The sequence below is a fragment of the Streptomyces sp. NBC_01549 genome (assembly GCF_026339955.1).
In the GTDB taxonomy this organism is placed as follows: Bacteria; Actinomycetota; Actinomycetes; order Streptomycetales; family Streptomycetaceae; genus Streptomyces.
On the sequence record NZ_JAPEPW010000002.1, the window covers coordinates 345127 to 363323 of the forward strand.

The 18197-nt window shown below is 70.0% G+C and carries 17 protein-coding genes and 2 pseudogenes; 8 read left to right on the forward strand and 11 right to left on the reverse strand.

The window, feature by feature from the left end; translation table 11 throughout:
- Positions 1-159: 159 nt before the first annotated feature.
- Entirely contained in the window at positions 160-894 is a 735-nt protein-coding gene (locus OG819_RS36120; protein ID WP_266653326.1) for an FCD domain-containing protein, read from the reverse strand.
- Between the two features lie 107 nt (positions 895-1001).
- Between OG819_RS36120 and OG819_RS36125 the strand changes: the two genes are divergently transcribed.
- From OG819_RS36125 to OG819_RS36135, 3 genes and pseudogenes are all read left to right on the forward strand, one after another.
- Positions 1002-1883 (forward strand): carbon-nitrogen hydrolase family protein, encoded by an 882-nt coding sequence (locus OG819_RS36125; RefSeq protein WP_266633678.1) that lies wholly within the window; start codon positions 1002-1004, stop codon positions 1881-1883.
- A 47-nt stretch (positions 1884-1930) separates the two neighbouring features.
- Complete coding sequence (locus OG819_RS36130; protein ID WP_266653328.1) at positions 1931-3310, forward strand: APC family permease; 1380 nt, start codon at positions 1931-1933, stop codon at positions 3308-3310.
- A gap of 1 nt (position 3311) precedes the next feature.
- Positions 3312-3447 (forward strand): annotated as a pseudogene (locus OG819_RS36135) (IS5/IS1182 family transposase); the annotation flags it as partial.
- A gap of 36 nt (positions 3448-3483) precedes the next feature.
- On the opposite strand, the gene OG819_RS36140 reads toward OG819_RS36135, so the two are convergent.
- Positions 3484-4602, reverse strand: a complete 1119-nt coding sequence (locus OG819_RS36140; RefSeq protein WP_323139395.1) for an alkene reductase — start codon at positions 4600-4602, stop codon at positions 3484-3486.
- A gap of 275 nt (positions 4603-4877) precedes the next feature.
- Here OG819_RS36140 and OG819_RS36145 point away from each other — a divergent pair, with 275 nt between their 5' ends.
- Together OG819_RS36145 and OG819_RS36150 are read left to right on the forward strand one after the other, a co-directional pair.
- Positions 4878-5150, forward strand: coding sequence for an acyl-CoA dehydrogenase family protein (locus OG819_RS36145; protein WP_266635118.1), 273 nt, complete (start codon positions 4878-4880; stop codon positions 5148-5150).
- Positions 5151-5183: 33 nt separating this feature from the next.
- Positions 5184-6401 (forward strand): CoA transferase, encoded by a 1218-nt coding sequence (locus OG819_RS36150; RefSeq protein WP_266653332.1) that lies wholly within the window; start codon positions 5184-5186, stop codon positions 6399-6401.
- 191 nt (positions 6402-6592) lie between these two features.
- On the opposite strand, the gene OG819_RS36155 is transcribed toward OG819_RS36150, so the two are convergent.
- Both OG819_RS36155 and OG819_RS36160 read right to left on the reverse strand, forming a co-directional pair.
- Positions 6593-7522: a helix-turn-helix domain-containing protein gene (locus OG819_RS36155; RefSeq protein WP_266653334.1), complete on the reverse strand. Its 930-nt coding sequence runs from the start codon at positions 7520-7522 to the stop codon at positions 6593-6595.
- Positions 7523-8053: 531 nt separating this feature from the next.
- On the reverse strand, positions 8054-8641 hold the full coding sequence (locus OG819_RS36160; RefSeq protein ID WP_266633668.1) for a TetR/AcrR family transcriptional regulator: 588 nt from the start codon (positions 8639-8641) through the stop codon (positions 8054-8056).
- Between the two features lie 97 nt (positions 8642-8738).
- On the opposite strand from OG819_RS36160, the gene OG819_RS36165 reads away from it, so the two are divergent.
- From OG819_RS36165 to OG819_RS36175, 3 genes and pseudogenes are all read left to right on the forward strand, one after another.
- Positions 8739-9722, forward strand: coding sequence for an aldo/keto reductase (locus OG819_RS36165; protein WP_266653336.1), 984 nt, complete (start codon positions 8739-8741; stop codon positions 9720-9722).
- Positions 9723-9811: 89 nt separating this feature from the next.
- Positions 9812-10699 (forward strand): MBL fold metallo-hydrolase, encoded by an 888-nt coding sequence (locus OG819_RS36170; protein WP_266653338.1) that lies wholly within the window; start codon positions 9812-9814, stop codon positions 10697-10699.
- A gap of 147 nt (positions 10700-10846) precedes the next feature.
- Positions 10847-11826, forward strand: a pseudogene (locus OG819_RS36175) (SDR family NAD(P)-dependent oxidoreductase).
- A gap of 267 nt (positions 11827-12093) precedes the next feature.
- On the opposite strand, the gene OG819_RS36180 reads toward OG819_RS36175, so the two are convergent.
- Genes OG819_RS36180 through OG819_RS36210 form a run of 7 tightly spaced genes read right to left on the reverse strand, consistent with a single transcriptional unit; the run spans position 12094 to position 18173 of the window.
- The gene (locus tag OG819_RS36180) at positions 12094-13071 is read right to left on the reverse strand and encodes a sugar kinase (protein WP_266633660.1); all 978 of its coding nucleotides are present in this window, start codon (positions 13069-13071) and stop codon (positions 12094-12096) included.
- A 10-nt stretch (positions 13072-13081) separates the two neighbouring features.
- Positions 13082-13987, reverse strand: coding sequence for an SMP-30/gluconolactonase/LRE family protein (locus tag OG819_RS36185; RefSeq protein ID WP_266633658.1), 906 nt, complete (start codon positions 13985-13987; stop codon positions 13082-13084).
- Complete coding sequence (locus OG819_RS36190) at positions 13984-14619, reverse strand: bifunctional 4-hydroxy-2-oxoglutarate aldolase/2-dehydro-3-deoxy-phosphogluconate aldolase (protein ID WP_266653340.1); 636 nt, start codon at positions 14617-14619, stop codon at positions 13984-13986. The genes OG819_RS36185 and OG819_RS36190 overlap by 4 nt, the downstream gene beginning before the upstream one ends.
- Before the next feature lie 51 nt (positions 14620-14670).
- Complete coding sequence (locus OG819_RS36195; RefSeq protein WP_266653342.1) at positions 14671-15468, reverse strand: hypothetical protein; 798 nt, start codon at positions 15466-15468, stop codon at positions 14671-14673.
- On the reverse strand, positions 15462-16607 hold the full coding sequence (gene dgoD / locus OG819_RS36200) for a galactonate dehydratase (RefSeq protein ID WP_266633652.1): 1146 nt from the start codon (positions 16605-16607) through the stop codon (positions 15462-15464). The genes OG819_RS36195 and dgoD overlap by 7 nt, the downstream gene beginning before the upstream one ends.
- Entirely contained in the window at positions 16604-17365 is a 762-nt protein-coding gene (locus tag OG819_RS36205; RefSeq protein ID WP_266633650.1) for a FadR/GntR family transcriptional regulator, read from the reverse strand. Before OG819_RS36205 ends, dgoD begins: the two co-directional genes overlap by 4 nt.
- A 49-nt stretch (positions 17366-17414) precedes the next feature.
- Positions 17415-18173 (reverse strand): SDR family oxidoreductase, encoded by a 759-nt coding sequence (locus OG819_RS36210; RefSeq protein ID WP_266653344.1) that lies wholly within the window; start codon positions 18171-18173, stop codon positions 17415-17417.
- Between the last annotated feature and the right edge of the window lie 24 nt (positions 18174-18197).

Sequence of the window (18197 nt, forward strand, 5' to 3'; positions counted from 1 at the left end):
GCCACGGTCGTTCCTGTTCGGCCTCTGCCCCGGCGGGCCGCCTCCGAGGCAGACCGGCCCGGTCGGCGCGATCTACGCCGCACCTGCCCCAGGTCGGTCAGCTTCACCTGCCCCCGACAGTGGCGGCCGAAAAGAGGACACCAAGGCCGTCACGACCTTTCAATCCGTGTTCATCAGGCCGACGAACATGGTGCTGTGGAGCACCTCGACGTGCTGTCGGGCCACTTCGCCGGCCTCGGCCGCGTCCTTGCGGCGCAGGGCGTCGATGAGCCGGCGGTGCTCCGTGTTGGATTCTCGGAGAGCTTCCATCGGATAGGGCAAGTAGTAGCGGTAGAGCTCGCGCAGAAGAGCACCGTAGGGCGTTGTGATCGACGGGATGCCTGTCGCCTGCGCCAGCCGTAGATGGAAGCGTTCGTCGCAGCCGTGGAATTCCGCCCAGCTCGGCATTTGATCCATCTCATCCACCAGGTCCTGCAGTTCGGACAGGTCGTCCTGTGAGGCGTGGGCCGAGGCGAGGTGTGCGATGCCGCATTCAAGGGCGAGTCGGTGGTCGATCAGGCGATGGACGGCAGCGCTGTCGGAGCGGTACGCCTCCGCGCCGGCAACCGTGCCGTGCGTCGGGTTCTCGGCGACGTGCGTGCCGCCGTTGCGACCCCGCCTGCGTTCGAGAACGCCGTCGGTGCACAGGGAGACCAGCGCACGGCGGACGGTGATCTCACCGACGCCGAGACCGCTGGCGATCTGGGCGGTGCCGGGAAGACGCTCTCCGGGTGCAAGTAGTCCGAGGTCCACGGCCAAGGCGATCCTGGCGCGCACGGCCTCCAGCGCGGACAGCCTGCTCACACCGTTCAGGGTGGCGAACGGGAGGGGCGTGGGGCTGTCGGTACTGGCCATGAGCATCACCCTAACGGGCGGGTCCGGAGAGGCGGCGCATGGTTCATGGAAACGGCCACTCTGGGAACCCCTTGCTTAACTGCTCATTCTGAACTAATTTCTCGCGCATGTCCCGACCTCTTCCGCTTGCTCTCGCACAGCTCCCCTCCGTCCCTGCGAACCCGCAGCTCAGGGACTTCGCTGCCGAGGTGGAGAGCATCCGGTCCCGCTTTCCGGATACCCGCATGGCGGTCTTCCCCGAGCTGCACCTCTGCGGCGTCGACGCCCTGGGCGCTCAGGCGCACGAGCAGTTGCGGGAGATCGCCGAGCCGCTGGACGGGCCCCGGGTCAAGGCGCTGGGAGAGCTGGCCGGCGACCTGGGCATGTGGCTGCTTCCCGGCACGGTGTGCGAACGAGGCCCCGAGGGCCAGCTGTACAACACGGCCGTCGTCTTCTCACCCGAGGGCCGCCTGACGGCCTCGTACCGCAAGATCTTTCCCTGGAGGCCCAGCGAACCCTACGACCCGGGCGACCGGTTCGTCGTATTCGACATCCCCGGCACCGGGCGGATCGGCCTCTCCATCTGCTTCGACGCCTGGTTCCCGGAAGTCGCCCGCCACCTCGCCTGGATGGGCGCCGAGGTCATCGTCAACCCCGTGATGACCACCACCGCCGACCGGGCCCAGGAAGTCGTCCTGGCCCGCGCCAACGCCATCGTCAACCAGGTGTACGTGGTCAGCGTCAACACCGCCGGCCCCCTGGGCCGTGGCCACAGCCTTGTCGTCGACCCCGAAGGCCGCGTCCGCGCCGAAGCCACGGGGGACGGCGGCACCATCCTCACCGACGTCATCGACCTGGACGACGTGACACGTGTCCGGAAACACGGCACCGCAGGCGTGACCCGCATCTGGGATCACTTCAGCAACCACGACGCGCCCATCGACCTACCGCTCTACGACGGACGCATCAACCCGCGGACCTGGCGTCCGCATGGCCACCCGACGGCCTGAGCATCCTGCGGCACCCCGCCCTGCCTTTCGAGCACCCGGAGCACTCCATGTCCAACGGCAACGATGCCGTACCCACACTCGCCCGTACCCTCAGGCTCAGAGCCGTCGTCCTGTTCGGCCTCGCCTACATGACCCCGATGATCGTCCTCGGCACCTTCGGCGTGGTCGCCGCCGCCACCGGCGGCACCGTGCCGACTTCCTATCTGCTCGCCCTCGTCGCCATGCTGTTCACCGCGCAGAGCTACGGGCGCATGGCCGCCACCTATCCGGTCGCCGGCTCCTCGTACACCTACGTGCGCAAGGCCCTCGACTCACGCCTCGGCTTCCTCGTCGGCTGGGTGACCCTGCTCGACTACTTCTTCCTGCCCATGGTCATCTGGCTCATCGGCGGCGCATACCTCCAGGCACAGTTCCCCGGCGTCCCGCTCTGGGTCTGGATCGTCGGATTCATCGCCCTCACCACAGCGCTGAACGTGCGCGGCATCAAGACGGCCGAACGCGTCAACGACCTGCTGATGATCTTCCAGGTCCTGGTCATAGTCATCTTCGTGGCGCTGGCCCTACGTCATGTCTTCAACGTCGGCGGCGCCGGCACCCTGGCGAGTACCGGTCCCTTCGTGAACAGTGCGACCACGCTTACCGGCGTCTCGGCCGGTGCCGCCATCGCCGCCTACTCCTTCCTCGGCTTCGACGCCGTCACCACCCTCACGGAAGAAACCATCGACCCGAAGCGCACGATGCCGCGCGCGATTCTCCTGATCGCCTTGATCGGTGGCGCCATCTTCGTCACGGTCGCCTACGCCACCCAGCTCGCCCACCCTGGCGCCACATTCGACAACGAGGGATCGGCCGCCTTCGAAATCGCCAGAAGCATCGGCGGTGACCTCTTCTCGTCGATCTTCCTCGCCGGACTCGTCGTGGCCCAGTTCGCCTCCGGCATCGCCGCCCAGGCCAGCGCATCCCGGCTGCTGCTCGCCATGGGCCGTGACGGCGCCCTGCCCCGCACCTTCTTCGCCCGCGTCCACCCCCGCTACCGCACTCCCGCCCTCAACATCCTGCTGACCGGTGCGATTGGACTCATCGCGCTGAGCCTCGACGTGGCAACATCGACCTCCTTCATCAACTTCGGCGCCTTCGTCGCCTTCACCTTCGTCAACGTCGCCGTGATCGCCACCTACATCCGCATGCGCCGGGAAGGCGAGAGTCCAAATCCGCTGACGTACGCCGTCGCGCCCACGATCGGCGCGGCCGTGGATCTCTACCTGCTGTACAACCTGGACGGCGCGGCCCTCACCCTGGGTCTCATCTGGCTGAGCCTGGGCGTCATCTACCTCGCCTACCTCACCCGGATGTTCCGCCAACCGCCGCCCAGCATGGCGTTCGACGAGGCCGAGGACGACCAGGAGACCGCGTCCGTGGCCGGATGAGTTGTGTGAGTCGTTCCAGCAAGTGGTGCCGGAGGCTCCGGTGCCCTCATGGAGGAGGCCGACGTCGGCACGGTGTCCGGGAAGTGCCGACTACGATCGTGTTCGTGGCAACGTCCGGCCGCACGTGGCAGCAGGTCCGGTCAGCGTCGTTCGGACCGGGGGGCGACGGCCCTTCACCCCTCCAGCAGTGGGTAATCGGTGTAGCCGGCGGCATCCGGACCGTAGAAGAGGCCCTTCTTCGGTTCGGTGAGCGCCGCATGGGAGGCGATCCGAGCCGGCAGATCCGGGTTGGCGATGAACGGCTGCCCGTAGGCGACCAGATCCGCCAGGTCGTCGGTCAGAATCGCGTTCCCTCGATCCTGGTCGAACCCGACGTTCGCGATGATGGTGCCCGCATAGACCTTCCGGAAGTGCCGGAACATGCCATCGCCGGCCAGCTCCTCCAACGGTCCTCCGGTGGGGTCGACCATCATCCCCATGAGCAGGAGATGTGACAGTTCATAGTCGTTGAGCCGTCCGAGCACGTACTCGCTGTCAGCCACCGCCTCGAGCCCGGAGACGAACTCTCCCGTCTCGGACCAGGCAGGTCCGGCCTTCACACCGACACGCCGCAGGTCGACGAACTCGCCGACGGCTTCGATGATCTCGAAGAGGAAACGTGCGCGGTTCTCGATCGAGCCGCCGTAGCGGTCCGTGCGCAGATTGGTACGGGGATTCAGGAACTGGCTGATCAGGTAGTTGAAGCCTGCCTGCAGCTGCACACCGTCGAATCCTGCCGCCATGGCGTTGCGAGCCGCCGTCGCGAAGTCGGCGACCGTCTGCCGGAGGTCGTGCGCCGACATCGCCCGGGGCTCCACGGTGGGCTTGCGGCCAGTCGGTGTCGGGGCCAGTTGCCCCGGATTGACGGCCGAAGGCGCGAGAGGCGGGCGGCCGCCGAAGAAGTCGGGGTGAGACGCGGACCCGGTGTGCCACAGCTGAGCGAAGATGACACCGCCTGCGAGGTGGACCGCGTCTGTCACCCGCTTCCAGTGGGCGACCTGCTCGTCCGTGAACAGCCCCGGAACGTCATGCCATCCGACCGCGTCGCGACTGATCCACACACCCTCGGAGATGATCAGACCAGCCGATGCCCGCTGAGCGTAGTACTCGGCGTGAAGCTCAGTGGGCAGGAGATCGCGATTGCGTGCACGACTGCGCGTCAACGGGGCCATGACCACACGGTTCGCCAGAGAGACGTCTCGCATCTGGTACGGCAACAGCAAGGATCGTGTCGAGCTCATATTGGACCTCATATTCGACTCCTGACGCGGGGCGGACACAGGAGGATCCCGGGAGCCGATCGGCGGCATCTCACGCGGCGCCACATCGGCCATTTAAGGCAAGGAAATGTGCTTTAGCTCGACCGTAGCACTCATCCGCCGTAAAGCAAATATCTGTGCTTCAAAATGGCCTCCACCCCCCTCCCGTAGCCGGTCGGCAGGCACCCGCCTCCCCCGGGCCAGGAAGGCAAGGCGGTCATGTCGAGCCCGATGCGCCGGTGCTCATTCGTTCACGCGCTCGCGCCGGGATGTGCCCGCGGAGCCGACGGGTTACCCAGTACTCGATGCCCCGGGTCGCGCTGGCCAAGATGCACCACACCGAACGCGCCCGGGCCATCCTCTCCGACGCCCGCGACATGCTCGGCGGCAACGGCATCCTGCTCGACCACCACGTCGCCCGGCACCTGTGCGACATCGAGGCGATCGACACGTACGAGGGCACCGACACCGTCCAGGCACTGATCGTCGGCCGCGACATCACCGGCTACAGCGCCTTCGTATCTGTGGCGCCGAGCCACTGACCCCGGCGTGCCCCCTGAGGACAAGGAGTAGCCATGAGCAACACGCCCCTACTGGAGGGACTGCACGTCGTCGACCTCGCGAGCTTCATCGCCGGGCCCGCCGCGGCCGCCGTCCTCGGTGACTTCGGCGCCGACGTCATCAAGGTCGAACCCCCGCAGGTGGGCGACGCATACCGTTCGCTCAGCCGCATCCCTCCCAACCCCCATGTCGAAGGGGTCAATTACCCCTGGCAGCTGGACAACCGCAACAAGCGCAGCATCGCGCTCAACCTCAAGTCGCCCGGCGCCCGGCCCGTACTCGAGAGTCTGGTGCGGCGGGCCGATGTGCTGGTGACCAACTTCCCGCCGCATACGCGCGAGAAGCTGGGTCTGGAATACGACGCTCTGGTCCCCCTCAATCCCCGGCTGATCTACGCCGATGTCACCGGCTTCGGCGAGGAAGGTCCGGACGCGCATCTGCCCGACTTCGACGTGACGGCGTACTGGGCGCGCAGCGGCCTGATGGACCTCACACGTCAGAGGGACGTGCCGCCGGCCATGAACGCGTTCGGATCGGGCGACCACTCCACGGCGATCACCCTGTTCGCCGGGATCATGACCGCGCTGTGCCGGCGGGAGAGGACCGGCCGGGGCGCCCGGGTCACGGCCTCGCTCCTCGCCGACGGCGCCTGGGCGGCGAGCATGTGGCTGCAGGCCGTACTGGTGGGGGCGAAGCCCCCCCGCCCCATCGACCGCTCCGACCCGCCCAACGCGCTCGGAAACACGTACCGCACGGCAGACGACCGCTGGATCGTCCTCGTCTTCGTCAACGAGGACAAACAAGTCCCCCTGTTCCTCAAGGCCATCGGCCGTCCCGAGGCAGCGGAGAACCCGCGCTACGCCGACACCCCGAGCCGCCGCGCCCACGCCGCCGAGATCGTCGCCCTGCTGGACAAGACATTCGCGACTCGCTCCCTGGCCGAGTGGCGCGAGGTGCTCGACGCCGCGGGCCTCACCTACGGAGTCGTCCAGACGCTCGACGAGTGCGCCCACGACCCCCAACTCCTCGCCAACCGGGTCTTCGTACCGATCGACGACGGCAGCGACGAGCCGCACCTGACCATCGACAGTCCCGTCCGGCTGGACCAGGAACAGAAGGTCCGTCCGGGCCCCGCCCCCGACCTGGGCGAACACACCGAGTCCGTACGCCGCGACCTCGGCTTCGACACCGCCGGAATCGAGGACCTTCGCAGGGCCGAAGCCGTCGCCTGAAGCCGCAGCTCAGCATCATCATGACCACGGGCACGGGCACGCCCGGCGTACGAACTGAGGAAATCGACGCCATTTTCGTGAGCGCAACGCCCCCTGGCCGTGGCAGCCGTCGAGCGCGTCGTCACCGAACGGCGGGCGTCCATCGACCAGGACGCCTTCGTCGAGCGGGACCGGATCGTCGCCCCGGCATTTCATGCCGGGCTGACGCGAAGGAGCGTCGAGCCGAGGTACTCGACGGCGAGCAGTGCGACTTCCAGGTCTGTGTGCCCTTGCTGGACGGAGTAGCCCAGAATTTCCTCTGCTTTCCGAATGCGGTACTGCACGGTGTTCTTGTGGAGGATTTGAGCACTGACGGTGGCGGTGTAACTGCAGCCGGCGCCCAGGAATATCTGCACGGTCTCCCGAAGCCGGGCGCTGTTCTCGTCGTCGACGGCCAGCGGCCCCAGGACGCCCCACACCCAAGCGCGCATGTCGCCGACGTTCGTGGCCATCAAGGCGGGCCCGACATGGGAGAAGTCTGTGAACTGCGGGGCTGGATTGGCCACAGCCGCAAGTTCCTGCGTGCGCACGGCCTGTCGGTGCGTGGAGCGGAATCCCTCGACACCGTAGCCCACGCATCCAGCGCACACGTGCACGGAAGGGTCGCTGTGCTCGACCATATTCGACAGTTGTTTCCATGAAACGTCGCTGTGCGAGCCGAGCGGCAGCCAGGCCCAGGACAAAATCGCGTCTCGGGGGACGAACAGCGGCCTGGCGGAGCAGCCCAACTCCTGGGCGATCTCATTGGTGATCCGGTGGAGTCGGGCAAGTCCCTCGCCTCCACCGGTCAGCGTGGGCAACCAGGCCACCAGCCCGAGGTGATGCTGCAGAAGCCGGTAACCAAGGGCTGGTTCAGCCCAGTTGAGGTCGACGTCCTTCTCCGTGAGGATGTCTCGTACGCGCGCGGCGCGCGTGGCGCGCGTGGCGGTCTGGCTGAGCAGCCAATGATCGCGCTCCTGTTGGTAGACCACGATGACATGCTCGGTCACCCGGTCGATGTAACCGAAACTCACCTGCAGCATGCGCCGGTTGGTCGCGGTCGCGAGATCCTCGTCGGCGTCCTGTCGGTTGAGTTCGTCCAAGCACCACTGCAGAAAACGCCAGTGGCCGATCCTGTAGGCCCTGACCATCGCGCTGAGGGGTATGCCCCTCTGCGCCAGCCTCCTGGCGTACTCAAGAGCAGCTGCGGGCCCCTCGATCCTGTCCAGAGGCATGTCGTTCTCGAAAACGTGCAGCAACGTGGCGACATTTTCCGCGATGCTCGCCTGCAGGATTTTGATGACGGTTCGTCGCCCCGGAACTCCGGGATCTCGGCAATGCCATACTCCGCTATGTCACGGCTGACCTTCGGGAGGTGTGACCCTACATTCTCCGCGACCACGGACAGTTGTTTCGCGGCCTCTGGATGCTCCGCAGGCATACGTCAACCCTACAGGGTGGTCCATGACCCATCCGCTTCTCCGGGACGCGATGGGCCCGCAGCAGGGCGAGCCTGCGCGAATACCGCCGACGGGTGGGTTCATCGACACCAATTCCCATCGGCCGCGCGCCCACCCCGTCTTCCCGAGGGAGACAGACCCGCCGTACACCGTGTGCACGTACCCACGGAGCAGCTACTCGTCGGCGGTCTTCGGCTCACTCATCCGGCGGGCGGCCTCGATGACTGCCGAGCGGTGCAGGGCCAGCCGCTCCGGCGACCAGGACTGGCTGATGTCCTCGGGTTTGAGGCCTTCCGCGGCCCAGAACCACGCCTGCGCCGCGGCGAGCACCATGGTGAGGAGATCGGCGGGCTCCATGCCCTGTGCGACCTCCCCACGTCGCTGCGCTTCGGCCACTTCGGCGGCTTTGCTCCGGAAGGCGTCCGGTTCGAGTCCGGTGGTGGAGGGGCGCTCCAGCAGTCTCCACAGGCGTAGGCGCATCAGGTCCGGCCGGGCGACGAGGTGGTCGAAGATCGCGCCCGCGTATCCGGGCAGGTCCTCGACGTCGAACGGCACCGACTCGGCACCCGCCGTCATCGCCCGCCGCAGAACCTCGTCGAACAGCTGCTCCTTGTTGCCGAAGTAGGCGTAGATCAGCCGCTTGTTCGCCCCCGCGGCCTCCGCGATCCGGTCCACTCGGGCGCCGGCGATGCCGTAGGTGGCGAATTCAGTGAAGGCGGCGTCGAGCAGTCGGGCCTTGGTGGCGCTGGAGTCCCGTGGCATATGTGCCACCCTAGCAAGTAACTATCTAGTTATTGACACGGGCGACCCGGGGGCCTACGGTAATGTATCTATCCAGTTAGTTATTGAAGGGACCTTCATGGAACACCGTGCACTGGGCGGCCAGGGTCTGACCGTCGGAGCCCAAGGCCTCGGCTGCATGGGTATGAGCGCCTTCTACGGCGCCACCGATGAGACCGAGTCGCTGGCCACCATCGACCGCGCGCTGGAACTCGGCGTCACCCTGCTGGACACCGCCGAGAGCTACGGCCCGTTCGTCAATGAGCGGCTTCTCGGCAAGGCACTGGCAGGGCGCCGGGAGGCCGCCGTGGTCGCCACGAAGACCGGCATCGAGATCAGCGACGACGGCCAGATGGTCGATCTCAACGGCCGGCCCGAGTATGTCCGCCGGGCCCTCGAACGCTCGCTGCGGCACCTCGGCACCGACCACGTCGACCTGTACTACCTGCACCGCATCGACCCCAAGGTGCCCATCGAGGAAACCGTCGGCGCGATGGCCGAACTGGTCGCCGAGGGCAAGATCCGCCACATCGGCCTGTGCCAGGCATCCGCACAGACCATCCGGCGCGCACACGCCGTCCACCCGCTCACCGCAGTCCAGACCGAGTACTCGCTCTTCGAGCGCGGTATCGAACAGGACGGGGTGCGCGACACGCTGCGGGAGCTGGGCATCGGCCTGGTCGCCTACTCCCCGCTGGGGCGCGGCTTCCTGTCCGGCGCGATCACCAGCCCCGACGACTTCGCCGAGGACGACCGGCGCCGTACCGACCCCCGGTTCCAGGGCGAGAGCTTCGACCGCAACCTGGACGTCGCCCGCGAGGTCCGCCGCATCGCGTCCGCCAAGAACGTCACACCCTCCCAGCTGGCGCTCGCCTGGGTCCTGCACCAAGGCGCCGTCGCCATCCCCGGCACCAAGCGCCGTCGTTACCTCGAGGAGAACGTCGCCGCGACCGAGGTGACCCTGACCGGCGACGACATCGCCGCGATCGAGGCGGTCGCACCGCACGGCGTGGTCACCGGCGACCGCTACGCACCCGAGTTGATGGGAACGCTCAACGGCTGACAGCCGACCGGCGCCTCACAAGATCCCATCGCGGGGCCGAACCCCGTACCCCCACAGTCCCAAGCCCTCCACATCCCGAAGGCTCCCCCATGCCCCAGCCTGCCGCACGGTCCCAGATCACCATCGGCGACACGACGATCACCTCTCTCCCCGACGGTTTCGGCGCGCACAACCCAGACGTCCTGTTCCCCGGCGTGGACTGGACGACGCGACCCGGCTTCCTCGAAGACGGGCAGCTCATCCTCTCGTTCGGATCCTTCTTGATTCGCGCCGGGGGCCGGCGGATCCTCGTGGATCTGGCCGTAGGGAAGATCGACGTGGACGTGCCCGGCGTCGCTCAGCTCAAGGGCGGTTCGCTTCTGCGGAACCTCGCCGAGGAAGGACTGTCCGCCGACGACATCGACACGGTGGTGTACACCCACCTGCACCTCGACCATGTCGGCTGGACGAGCGATGTCGCGCCGCTCCCGAACACGCCCGCGACGAACTCCCCCACGGGCCTCACCTTCGCCCGGGCGCGCCACCTCATGTCGGAAGACGAGTGGCAGTACTGGTCGACGAGGGCGGCGGCCATGGGCGGACCGGACGCCGAGGCGGTGCTCAAGCCGCTCGACGGCGTCGTCGAGTTCGTCAGGAGCGGTGACAGCATCGCTCCCGGGGTGACCGTCGAGGCCACACGCGGTCATACCCCCGGACACCTGGCGATCGTCGTGCGGGACCCGTCGGGCGGCAGCACCGAATCGGTGTGCATCGTGGAAGACATCCTTCACTCCCCGGCTCAGGTCGGCGACCCCGATCTGGTGTTCTCCTCCGACGCCGCTCCGGACCAGGCCCGAGCGGTGCGCGACGACGTACTCCAGCGGCCGGACACCGTGATCGCCGCCGGGCACTTCACCGACGACGTGTTCGGCCGTGTCACATCGGTGGGCGACGCTCACGCCTGGGCTCCCGTCGGCGGCCCGCCGTCTTCCCGGTAACCCCACCGGACCTGCCGTCCCAGGTGCGGCCCGGCCGCCCCTGCGACCAACCCCCATCGCCGAGGCGCCGCAACGCTATCGGCAAGTGCGCCGAACACGTTGCGGCCCTCGCATGTCCCAAGTCGCTCACATCAGGAGAGTCACCTCATGTCCGTATCTCAGATACCCCACACGTTCGGGGCGAGCACCACCGCCGCCGAGATCATTGACGGCGTCGACCTGCACGGCCGCCGGGCCGTGGTGACCGGAGCCAGTTCCGGAATCGGGGTGGAGACGGCGCGGGCGCTCGCCGCAGCGGGCGCCGATGTCACCCTGGCCGTACGGAACACCGACGCGGGAGACCGTGTGGCCGCGCGCCTGGAGGAAGAACTGCCGCCCAAGTCAGGAAAGTTGACCGTGGGACGGCTCGACCTGGCCGACCGGTCGACGGTCGAGACGTTCGTCGCCGACTGGACGGGCCCGTTGCACATCCTGGTCAACAACGCCGGAGTGATGGCCCCGCCGGAACTCACCCGCACACCTGACGGCCGGGAAACGCAGTTCGGCGTCAACCACCTCGGTCACTTCGCCCTCGCCACCGGCCTTTCCACCCGGCACTCGCGGCGGCGGACGGCGCACGGATCGTCTCGGTCGCCTCGATCGGTCACCTCTTCTCACCGGTCGTCTTCGACGACCTGGACTACCGCTTCCGCCCCTACGACCCCTGGACCTCCTACGGTCAGTCGAAGACCGCCAACGTCCTGTTCGCCGTCGGCGCCGCCGAGCGATGGGCCGACGACGGCATCACCGCCAACGCGCTGATGCCGGGCAACATCGCCGACACGTCCCTGGCCCGGCACATGGACATGCAGCAGGTGGCCGACTTCATCGCCTCGGGCGAACTCGCGCTGCCACCGCAGAAGACCGTGCAGCAGGGCGCCGCGACCTCCGTGCTGTTGGCGGCCTCACCGACGGTGGACGGCATCACCGGCCGTTACTTCGAGGACTGCGCACAGGCCGAACCGGTCACCGAACGAGCCGGTGCCGTCGCCGGCGTCGCGCCGTACGCCCTGGACCGGGAGAACGCGGACCGGCTGTGGGCCGTATCCGAGTCTCTCGTCCGCAGGAGCCCTACGCTGCCGGCATGACCTCGCGACACGAACAGTGGGCCCGGCTGCGGCGTCAGCTGTGGCGGCCGCCGCGCGCCCATGGCGAGCAGCCGCGCGAGCGGGTGGTCGGCCCGCTCGAATTGTTCTACGACCTGGTCGTGCTCGTCGCGCAGGCCGCCCACCACTTGGCCGGGGCAGCTGACCTGGCGCGGGCTGGGCGAGTTCCCAGAGCGCCTTGCCCCGCGCGTCGCGAGCCGTCGCGGCAGAGGCTCTCGGCATGTGTCGTGTACACCCGATCCGGAGGAATCAGTCGATCACGGCGGCCCGCCAGGTCTCCTCGTCGGCGTCCAGGAGTGCCGTGACGAGGGCGGGGTCCGGCAGCGGGCCGTGGTCGGCGGCGACCCTCAGGGCCGAGGCCGCGGTCAGATGGCCCAGTCGCAGGGCGCGGTCCACGGGCAGTTGCCGCAGCAGGCCGCTGAGGAATCCGGCGGCGAAGGCGTCGCCGGCGCCGACCGGTTCGGCGACGCGCACGGTCAGGGCGGGCACGCTGTGGGCGGCGTCCCCCACGAAGGCGGTGGCAGCGCGGTCACCGTCCTTCACGACGAGGACGCGCGGGCCGGACAGGAGGTCGCGGACCCGTTCGGCGTCGGTGATCCCGTCCCCCCACAGCGCCTGGGCCTCGTCGAGGCCGACGAGGACGATGTCGGCCCGGTCCGCGAACTGGCGCAGCACATCGGCGGCGGAGCGGCCTGCCCACAGGGCGGGGCGGTGGTTGACGTCGAAGCTGACGGGCCACGGGCGGTCGGGGCGCAGCGCGTGTGCGACAAGGGCGCGGCAGCCGGGCGACAGGGCGGGGGTGATGCCGCTGAGGTGGACGAGCGCGGCGCCCGCCACCGCGGGGTCGTCGAGCACGTCGGGGGCGAGGGCCGAGGCGGCGGATCCGGTGCGGTGGTAGTGGACGCGGGTGCCGTGCGCGCCTGGGTCCTTGAGCAGCAGTCCGGTGGGCCGCTCGGGGTCGGTGCGGACGCCGCTGATGTCGACGCCGCCCGCGGCGATCCGGGCGCGGACGCGGCGGCCGAAGGGGTCGTCGCCGACCGCGGAGACCCAGCGGGCGGGGATGCCGTGGTCGGCGAGGTACAGGGCGACGTTCGACTCGGCGCCCGCGATGTCGACGCGCAGCAGGTCGGCGCCGTCCAGCGGGCCGAGGGGGTCGGGTGCGAGGGCGGCCATGGTCTCGCCGACGCAGACCACGGGGCCGGGGCGCAGTGGCCGGTGGGTGCTCATGGTGGGCTTCCTAGGGTGTGTCGGCGCGGTCCGTGGGGGCCGGAACGGAGGGGACCGCAGGGCGGTACGGGGCGGCGGGGGCGCCGGGGACGTCCACCCGTACCGCGAAGACGGCGCCGTCGAGGGGTCCCGGGGCGGCCAGGCCGATCCGCGCGCTGGTGACGAGGAGCGTGCGGCCGTCGGGACCGCCGAGGCAGAGTCCCGCGGGCTGCCCGGCGGGCAGATCGACGATCCGGTCGAGGCTGCCGTCGGGGCGGTAGCGGTGGACCTGCCCGGTGCCCCAGACGGCGGTCCACAGGCAGCCCTCGATGTCGGTGGTCATGCCGTCGGGGCTGCCGGAGCCGAGGGTGACGAAGGTTTCGGGGGTGCCCGGGTCGCCGCTCACGGGGTCGACCGGGTAGCGGCGGATGATGCCCCGGGCGCTGTCGGCGAGGTACATGATGGTGCCGTCGGCACTGAAGGCCGGGCCGTTGGGAATCGTGACGTCCCGCAGGACGCGGGTGACGCGGCCGTCGTGGTCCAGGCGGTAGAGGGAGCCCGCGTCTTCGGTGGCCTCGTACGCCATGCTGCCCGCCCAGAAGCGGCCGTGCGGGTCGGCGACGCCGTCGTTCATCCGCATCGACACGGGTGCGCCCTCCTCGGGGCGCGCGATCCAGTCGACGCGGCCCGCGGGGTCGATACGGCAGATGCCGGCGCCCGCCGCCGCGATCCAGTGGCCGGGGCGCCCTTCCACCGGTGCCACGACGCCCAGTGGGCAGGGCAGCTGGATGATCGGGGCGAGCGGTGTGTCGGGCCCGTCGGGCGCGGCGAGCAGTCGGCCGGTGAGGATGTCGGTCAGCACGGCGCGGCCGTCCGTCCAGCGGATGCCCTCGCCCAGTTCGAGGCGGTCGCTCCCGAGGACCGCGGGGGCGGTCATGGGCGGGCCTGCGGGCGGACGACTTCCAGGAAGGCGCGGGCACGTTCGCGCAGGGCGGTGAGGTCGCCGCCCTCGGCGGCGTCGCCGATCAGGGGCGATCCGACGCCGACGGCTGCGGCTCCCTCGCGCAGGTAGACGTCGGCCGCCGCCGCGTCCACTCCCCCGACAGGTACGAAGGGCAGGTCCGGGAAGGGGCCGCGCAGGTCCCGCAGATACCTGGGGCCCCCGGCGCTGCCCGCCGGGAAGAGCTTGAGAGCGTCGGCGCCGAGCCGCCGTGCCTGGAGGATGTCGGTGGGGGTCATCACTCCGGCGAGCACGGGGAGTCCGAGTTCCCGCCCGGTGGCGATGCCGTCGCTGACCGCCGGGGTGACAAGGAAGGCCGCGCCGGCCTTCTGGGCGGCCCTGGCGTCGTCGGAGCTGAGCACGGTTCCGGCGCCGAGCGTCGCGTCGGGGCCGAGCGCGGCATGGGCCCGCGCGATGACGTCGAGCGCGTCGCGCCCGGAGAGGGAGACCTCGATGAGGGTGACGCCCTCCTCGACGAGGGTGAGCACAGTGGTCAGCGCGGCGTCCGGGTCGCTGCCGCGGACGATGGCGAGCAGTCGGTGGGCACGCAGCGCGGCGAGCAGGTTCATCCGACATCCCTTCTGGTGATGGAGGTTCAGGTGCGGCCTGGTGACGGGGGTTCAGACGCGGCGGGTCGCGGTGACGGTGAGCCGCCAGGCGACCTCGCCGGTCGGTGGCACGACCGCGGTGTCGCCGTCGTCCCCCGCGGCGCGGTCGAAGACGCGGCCGAGCATCGGCTCGACGCCGATCGAGCGGTACGGCGCTCCCTGGGGGAAGCCGCCGAGGTTGCGCCAGAGGGCGACCGCGACCGGCTGTCCGTCGGTCTCGACGGACAGGTGCAGTGTGTCGGCGCCGTCGTGCACGGACACCTGGGAGGTGAGGACGACCGCTCCGACAGCGCTCCCGTCGTCCGGGCCGAGCAGGTCCAGCGGTACGCCGTCGACGCTGGGCCAGGTGCCGGTGACCCAGCGGTCGCCCTCGTCCGGGTAGAGCCGGGTCACCGCCGGTCCGGAGATGCCGATCCGGGCGGCCGGGGAGAGGTCCAGCAGGGCGTGGGCGGCCCATACGAAGTGGTACCCGGGCACGGCGGAGAGCGTGTAGTCGGCGACGACCACGTCCCCTCGCTCGCCGATGCGCCGGGTCAGGCGGAAGTCGGGGCACTCCGCGACGTCCTCCTCGCCCTCCCTGTGCCAGGCCCGCGACCAGGTGTCCCCGTGGTCGGGCAGCCCGCGCACGGTGGGCACGCACTCCTCCAGTCCGCCGGCGTCGGCGAAGGGGTCACCGGGCCGGACCGTGCGGCGGCGGGGCTCGTCGCGGTGCCACAGCCACTCGCGGCCGCCCGCGGTCAGCGAGGTCCAGCGTCCGCCGTGGTCCGGGTCGGTGGCGACGCGGACGGGCAGGCGCGTGACGCTCACCATTCGGCGAAGGAGCCGTCGGCGTGCCGCCAGACGGGGTTGCGCCAGGCGTGGCCTGACCGGTCGGCGGCGCGGACCGCGTCCTCGTCGACGGCGACGCCGAGTCCGGGCAGAGTGGTGCGGTGCGCCTGACCGTCGACGAAGCGGAAGGGCTCGGTGTCGACCAGGTAGGACAGCAGGTCGGCGTCCTTGTTGTAGTGGATGCCGCGGCTCTGCTCCTGGATCAGGAAGTTGGGCGTGGCGAAGGCGACCTGGAGGCTGGCGGCCAGCGCGATGGGACCGAGCGGGCAGTGCGGCGCGAGGTGGGCCCCGAAGGTCTCGGCGAGCGAGGCGATCCGGGTGACCTCCGATATCCCGCCGGCGTGCGACAGGTCCGGCTGGGCCACGGCGATGCCCGCGGTCAGCGCCGGGAGGAAGTCGGCCCGCCCGTAGAGCCGTTCGCCGGTGGCCAGCGGCACGGACGAGGCGGCGACCAGTCCGGGCAGCAGATGTGCCTGCTCGGGCAGAACGGGTTCCTCGACGAACAGCGGGTGCAGCGGGGCTATCTCGTGGAGCACGCGCCGCGCGTTGGCGGCGCTGAAACGGCCGTGGAAGTCCACGGCGACGTCATGGTGCGGGCCCAGGGCCTCGCGCGCGGCGGCCACGCGCTCGACGACGGCGGCCGTCTCGGCGGGACTGCCGATCGGCGGGGTGCGCCCGGCGGCGTTCATCTTGACGGCGGTGAAGCCGGCCTCCATCTGGGCGGTGACCGCCTCCTTGAGGCCCTCGGGTTCATCGCCGCCGACCCAGGCGTATACCCGGACGGTGTCGCGCACCGGGCCGCCGAGCAGGGTGTGCACCGGCACACCGAGGGCGCGGCCGGCGATGTCCCACAGGGCCTGGTCGATACCGGCGACAGCGCTGGAGAGGACCGGGCCGCCCCGGTAGAAGCCACCCTTGCTCAGCACCTGCCAGTGGTCCTGGATGCGCAGCGGGTCCTGGCCCACCAGGTACTCCGCCAGCACCTCCACGGCTGACCGGACCACCTCGGCCCGGCCCTCCACCACCGGCTCGCCCCAGCCGACGACGCCGTCGTCGGTCTCGATGCGGCAGAAGAGCCAACGGGGCGGGACGAGGAAAGTCTCGACGCGCGCGATCTTCACTGTGACTGGCCGTCCTTCTCATCGGCGGAGGTGTTCGCGCCCTCGGGGGCGGACGTTCCGCTGAGCTTGTCGAGGTCGCGGGTCGCCTGGTCGAGCAGGGCGCGCATGGCGTGTTCCGCGGCGTCCGGGTCCTGGTCGCGCACGGCGTCGAGGACGGCTCGGTGGCTGGGGACCGGGTCCTCGCTGTGGGGGGCGCTGTGCACGAGCTGGTCGCGCTGGGCCAGGCCCGACTCGATGACCATCTCCATGCGTTCCAGCAGTTCGTTGTGGGTGGCCGCGAGCAGCGCCCGGTGGAAGGCGAGGTCGGACTCGACGGCGTCGCTCGCGCCGCCCTCCTGACCCATCGCGGTCAGTGCCTTCTCCAAGGCCTCGAGGTCGGCGTCGGTGCGGCGGACCGCGGCCAGCCGTACGGCGGCGGGTTCGATGATGCCGCGGACCTCGCCGAGGTTGCGGAGCAGCGCGAGGTCGGTGCCGGTGCCGGTGCTCTCGGAGAACTGCCAGCGCAGTACGTCGGCGTCGAGCAGGTTCCAGTCGGAGCGGGGCCGGACGAATGTGCCGCGTTTCTGCCGGGCGTCGACCATGCCCTTGGCCGCGAGCACCTTGAGCGATTCACGCAGGGCCGTCAGGCTGACGTCCAGTTCGCTCTGCAGGGCCGCCATGTCGAGCGTCGCTCCCTCGGGGATCTCGCCGCTGAGCACCCGGCGGGCGAGGGTCTCCACGGTCTGGCCGTGCACTCCGCGGCGCGCGTATGGCGTCATGTGTTTGCCTTTCTTGCTGGTCGGTCGGTGGGTGGAGCGGTCGGTCGCGTCAGGCGGACGCCTTGGTGACGCTCCAGCCGCCGTCCACGAGCAGGCTCGATCCGGTGATGTAGGAGGCTTCTTCGGAGGCGAGGAAGGCGACGGCGGCGGCGACCTCCTCGGGAGTGCCGAAGCGGCGGGCCGCGGTCTCGGCGACGCTGAGCTCGCGGTCGGCCGACGAGACGCGGTCCCAGGCGGCGGTGAGGATCGGTCCCGGCAGCAAGGCGTTGACGCGGACCTCGGGGCCGTACTCGACGGCGAGTTGTCCGCACAGCGACAGCAGCGCGCCCTTGCTCGCCGCGTACGCCGGGTGGCCGGGGATCCCTCGATGGGCGTGGACGGAGGAGACGAGCACCACGGTCCCCTGGTGCTCGCGCAGGTCGGGCAGTGTCGCCTTGACGCCCAGGAAGGCGCCGGTGAGGTTGACCGACAGCTGCCGTTCCCAGGAGGCCAGGCTGGTCTCGTGGGCCGGCGCGACCGTCACCGTGTACGCGTTGCTGACCAGGACGCCCACGGGCCCGAAGCTGTGGGCGGCGGTGATCACCCGCTGCCAGTCGTCCTCGCTCGCGACGTCGGCGGCGACGAAGAGGGCCCGGGCCCCGTCCTTGCGCAGCCGCTCGGCGATTTCCTCGCCGCGGTCGGCGGCGATGTCGACCAGGACGACGGCCGCGCCCTCCGCGGCGAGGCGTGCCGCGGAGGCCGCGCCGATGCCCGACGCGGCGCCGGTGACGACGGCGACGCGGTTGGTGAAGCGGCCGGCTGGGTTCATGAGGTGAATCGTCTCCTGTTCGAG

Bases quoted from the DNA above. Each gene is read 5' to 3' on its own strand.
- OG819_RS36120 (WP_266653326.1), bottom strand. From the start codon at position 894: ATGGCCAGTACCGACAGCCCCACGCCCCTCCCGTTCGCCACCCTGAAC.
- OG819_RS36125 (WP_266633678.1), top strand. From the start codon at position 1,002: ATGTCCCGACCTCTTCCGCTTGCTCTCGCACAGCTCCCCTCCGTCCCT.
- OG819_RS36130 (WP_266653328.1), top strand. From the start codon at position 1,931: ATGTCCAACGGCAACGATGCCGTACCCACACTCGCCCGTACCCTCAGG.
- OG819_RS36140 (WP_323139395.1), bottom strand. From the start codon at position 4,602: ATGAGGTCCAATATGAGCTCGACACGATCCTTGCTGTTGCCGTACCAG.
- OG819_RS36145 (WP_266635118.1), top strand. From the start codon at position 4,878: ATGTGCCCGCGGAGCCGACGGGTTACCCAGTACTCGATGCCCCGGGTC.
- OG819_RS36150 (WP_266653332.1), top strand. From the start codon at position 5,184: ATGAGCAACACGCCCCTACTGGAGGGACTGCACGTCGTCGACCTCGCG.
- OG819_RS36160 (WP_266633668.1), bottom strand. From the start codon at position 8,641: ATGCCACGGGACTCCAGCGCCACCAAGGCCCGACTGCTCGACGCCGCC.
- OG819_RS36165 (WP_266653336.1), top strand. From the start codon at position 8,739: ATGGAACACCGTGCACTGGGCGGCCAGGGTCTGACCGTCGGAGCCCAA.
- OG819_RS36170 (WP_266653338.1), top strand. From the start codon at position 9,812: ATGCCCCAGCCTGCCGCACGGTCCCAGATCACCATCGGCGACACGACG.
- OG819_RS36180 (WP_266633660.1), bottom strand. From the start codon at position 13,071: ATGAGCACCCACCGGCCACTGCGCCCCGGCCCCGTGGTCTGCGTCGGC.
- OG819_RS36185 (WP_266633658.1), bottom strand. From the start codon at position 13,987: ATGACCGCCCCCGCGGTCCTCGGGAGCGACCGCCTCGAACTGGGCGAG.
- OG819_RS36190 (WP_266653340.1), bottom strand. From the start codon at position 14,619: ATGAACCTGCTCGCCGCGCTGCGTGCCCACCGACTGCTCGCCATCGTC.
- OG819_RS36195 (WP_266653342.1), bottom strand. From the start codon at position 15,468: ATGGTGAGCGTCACGCGCCTGCCCGTCCGCGTCGCCACCGACCCGGAC.
- OG819_RS36205 (WP_266633650.1), bottom strand. From the start codon at position 17,365: ATGACGCCATACGCGCGCCGCGGAGTGCACGGCCAGACCGTGGAGACC.
- OG819_RS36210 (WP_266653344.1), bottom strand. From the start codon at position 18,173: ATGAACCCAGCCGGCCGCTTCACCAACCGCGTCGCCGTCGTCACCGGC.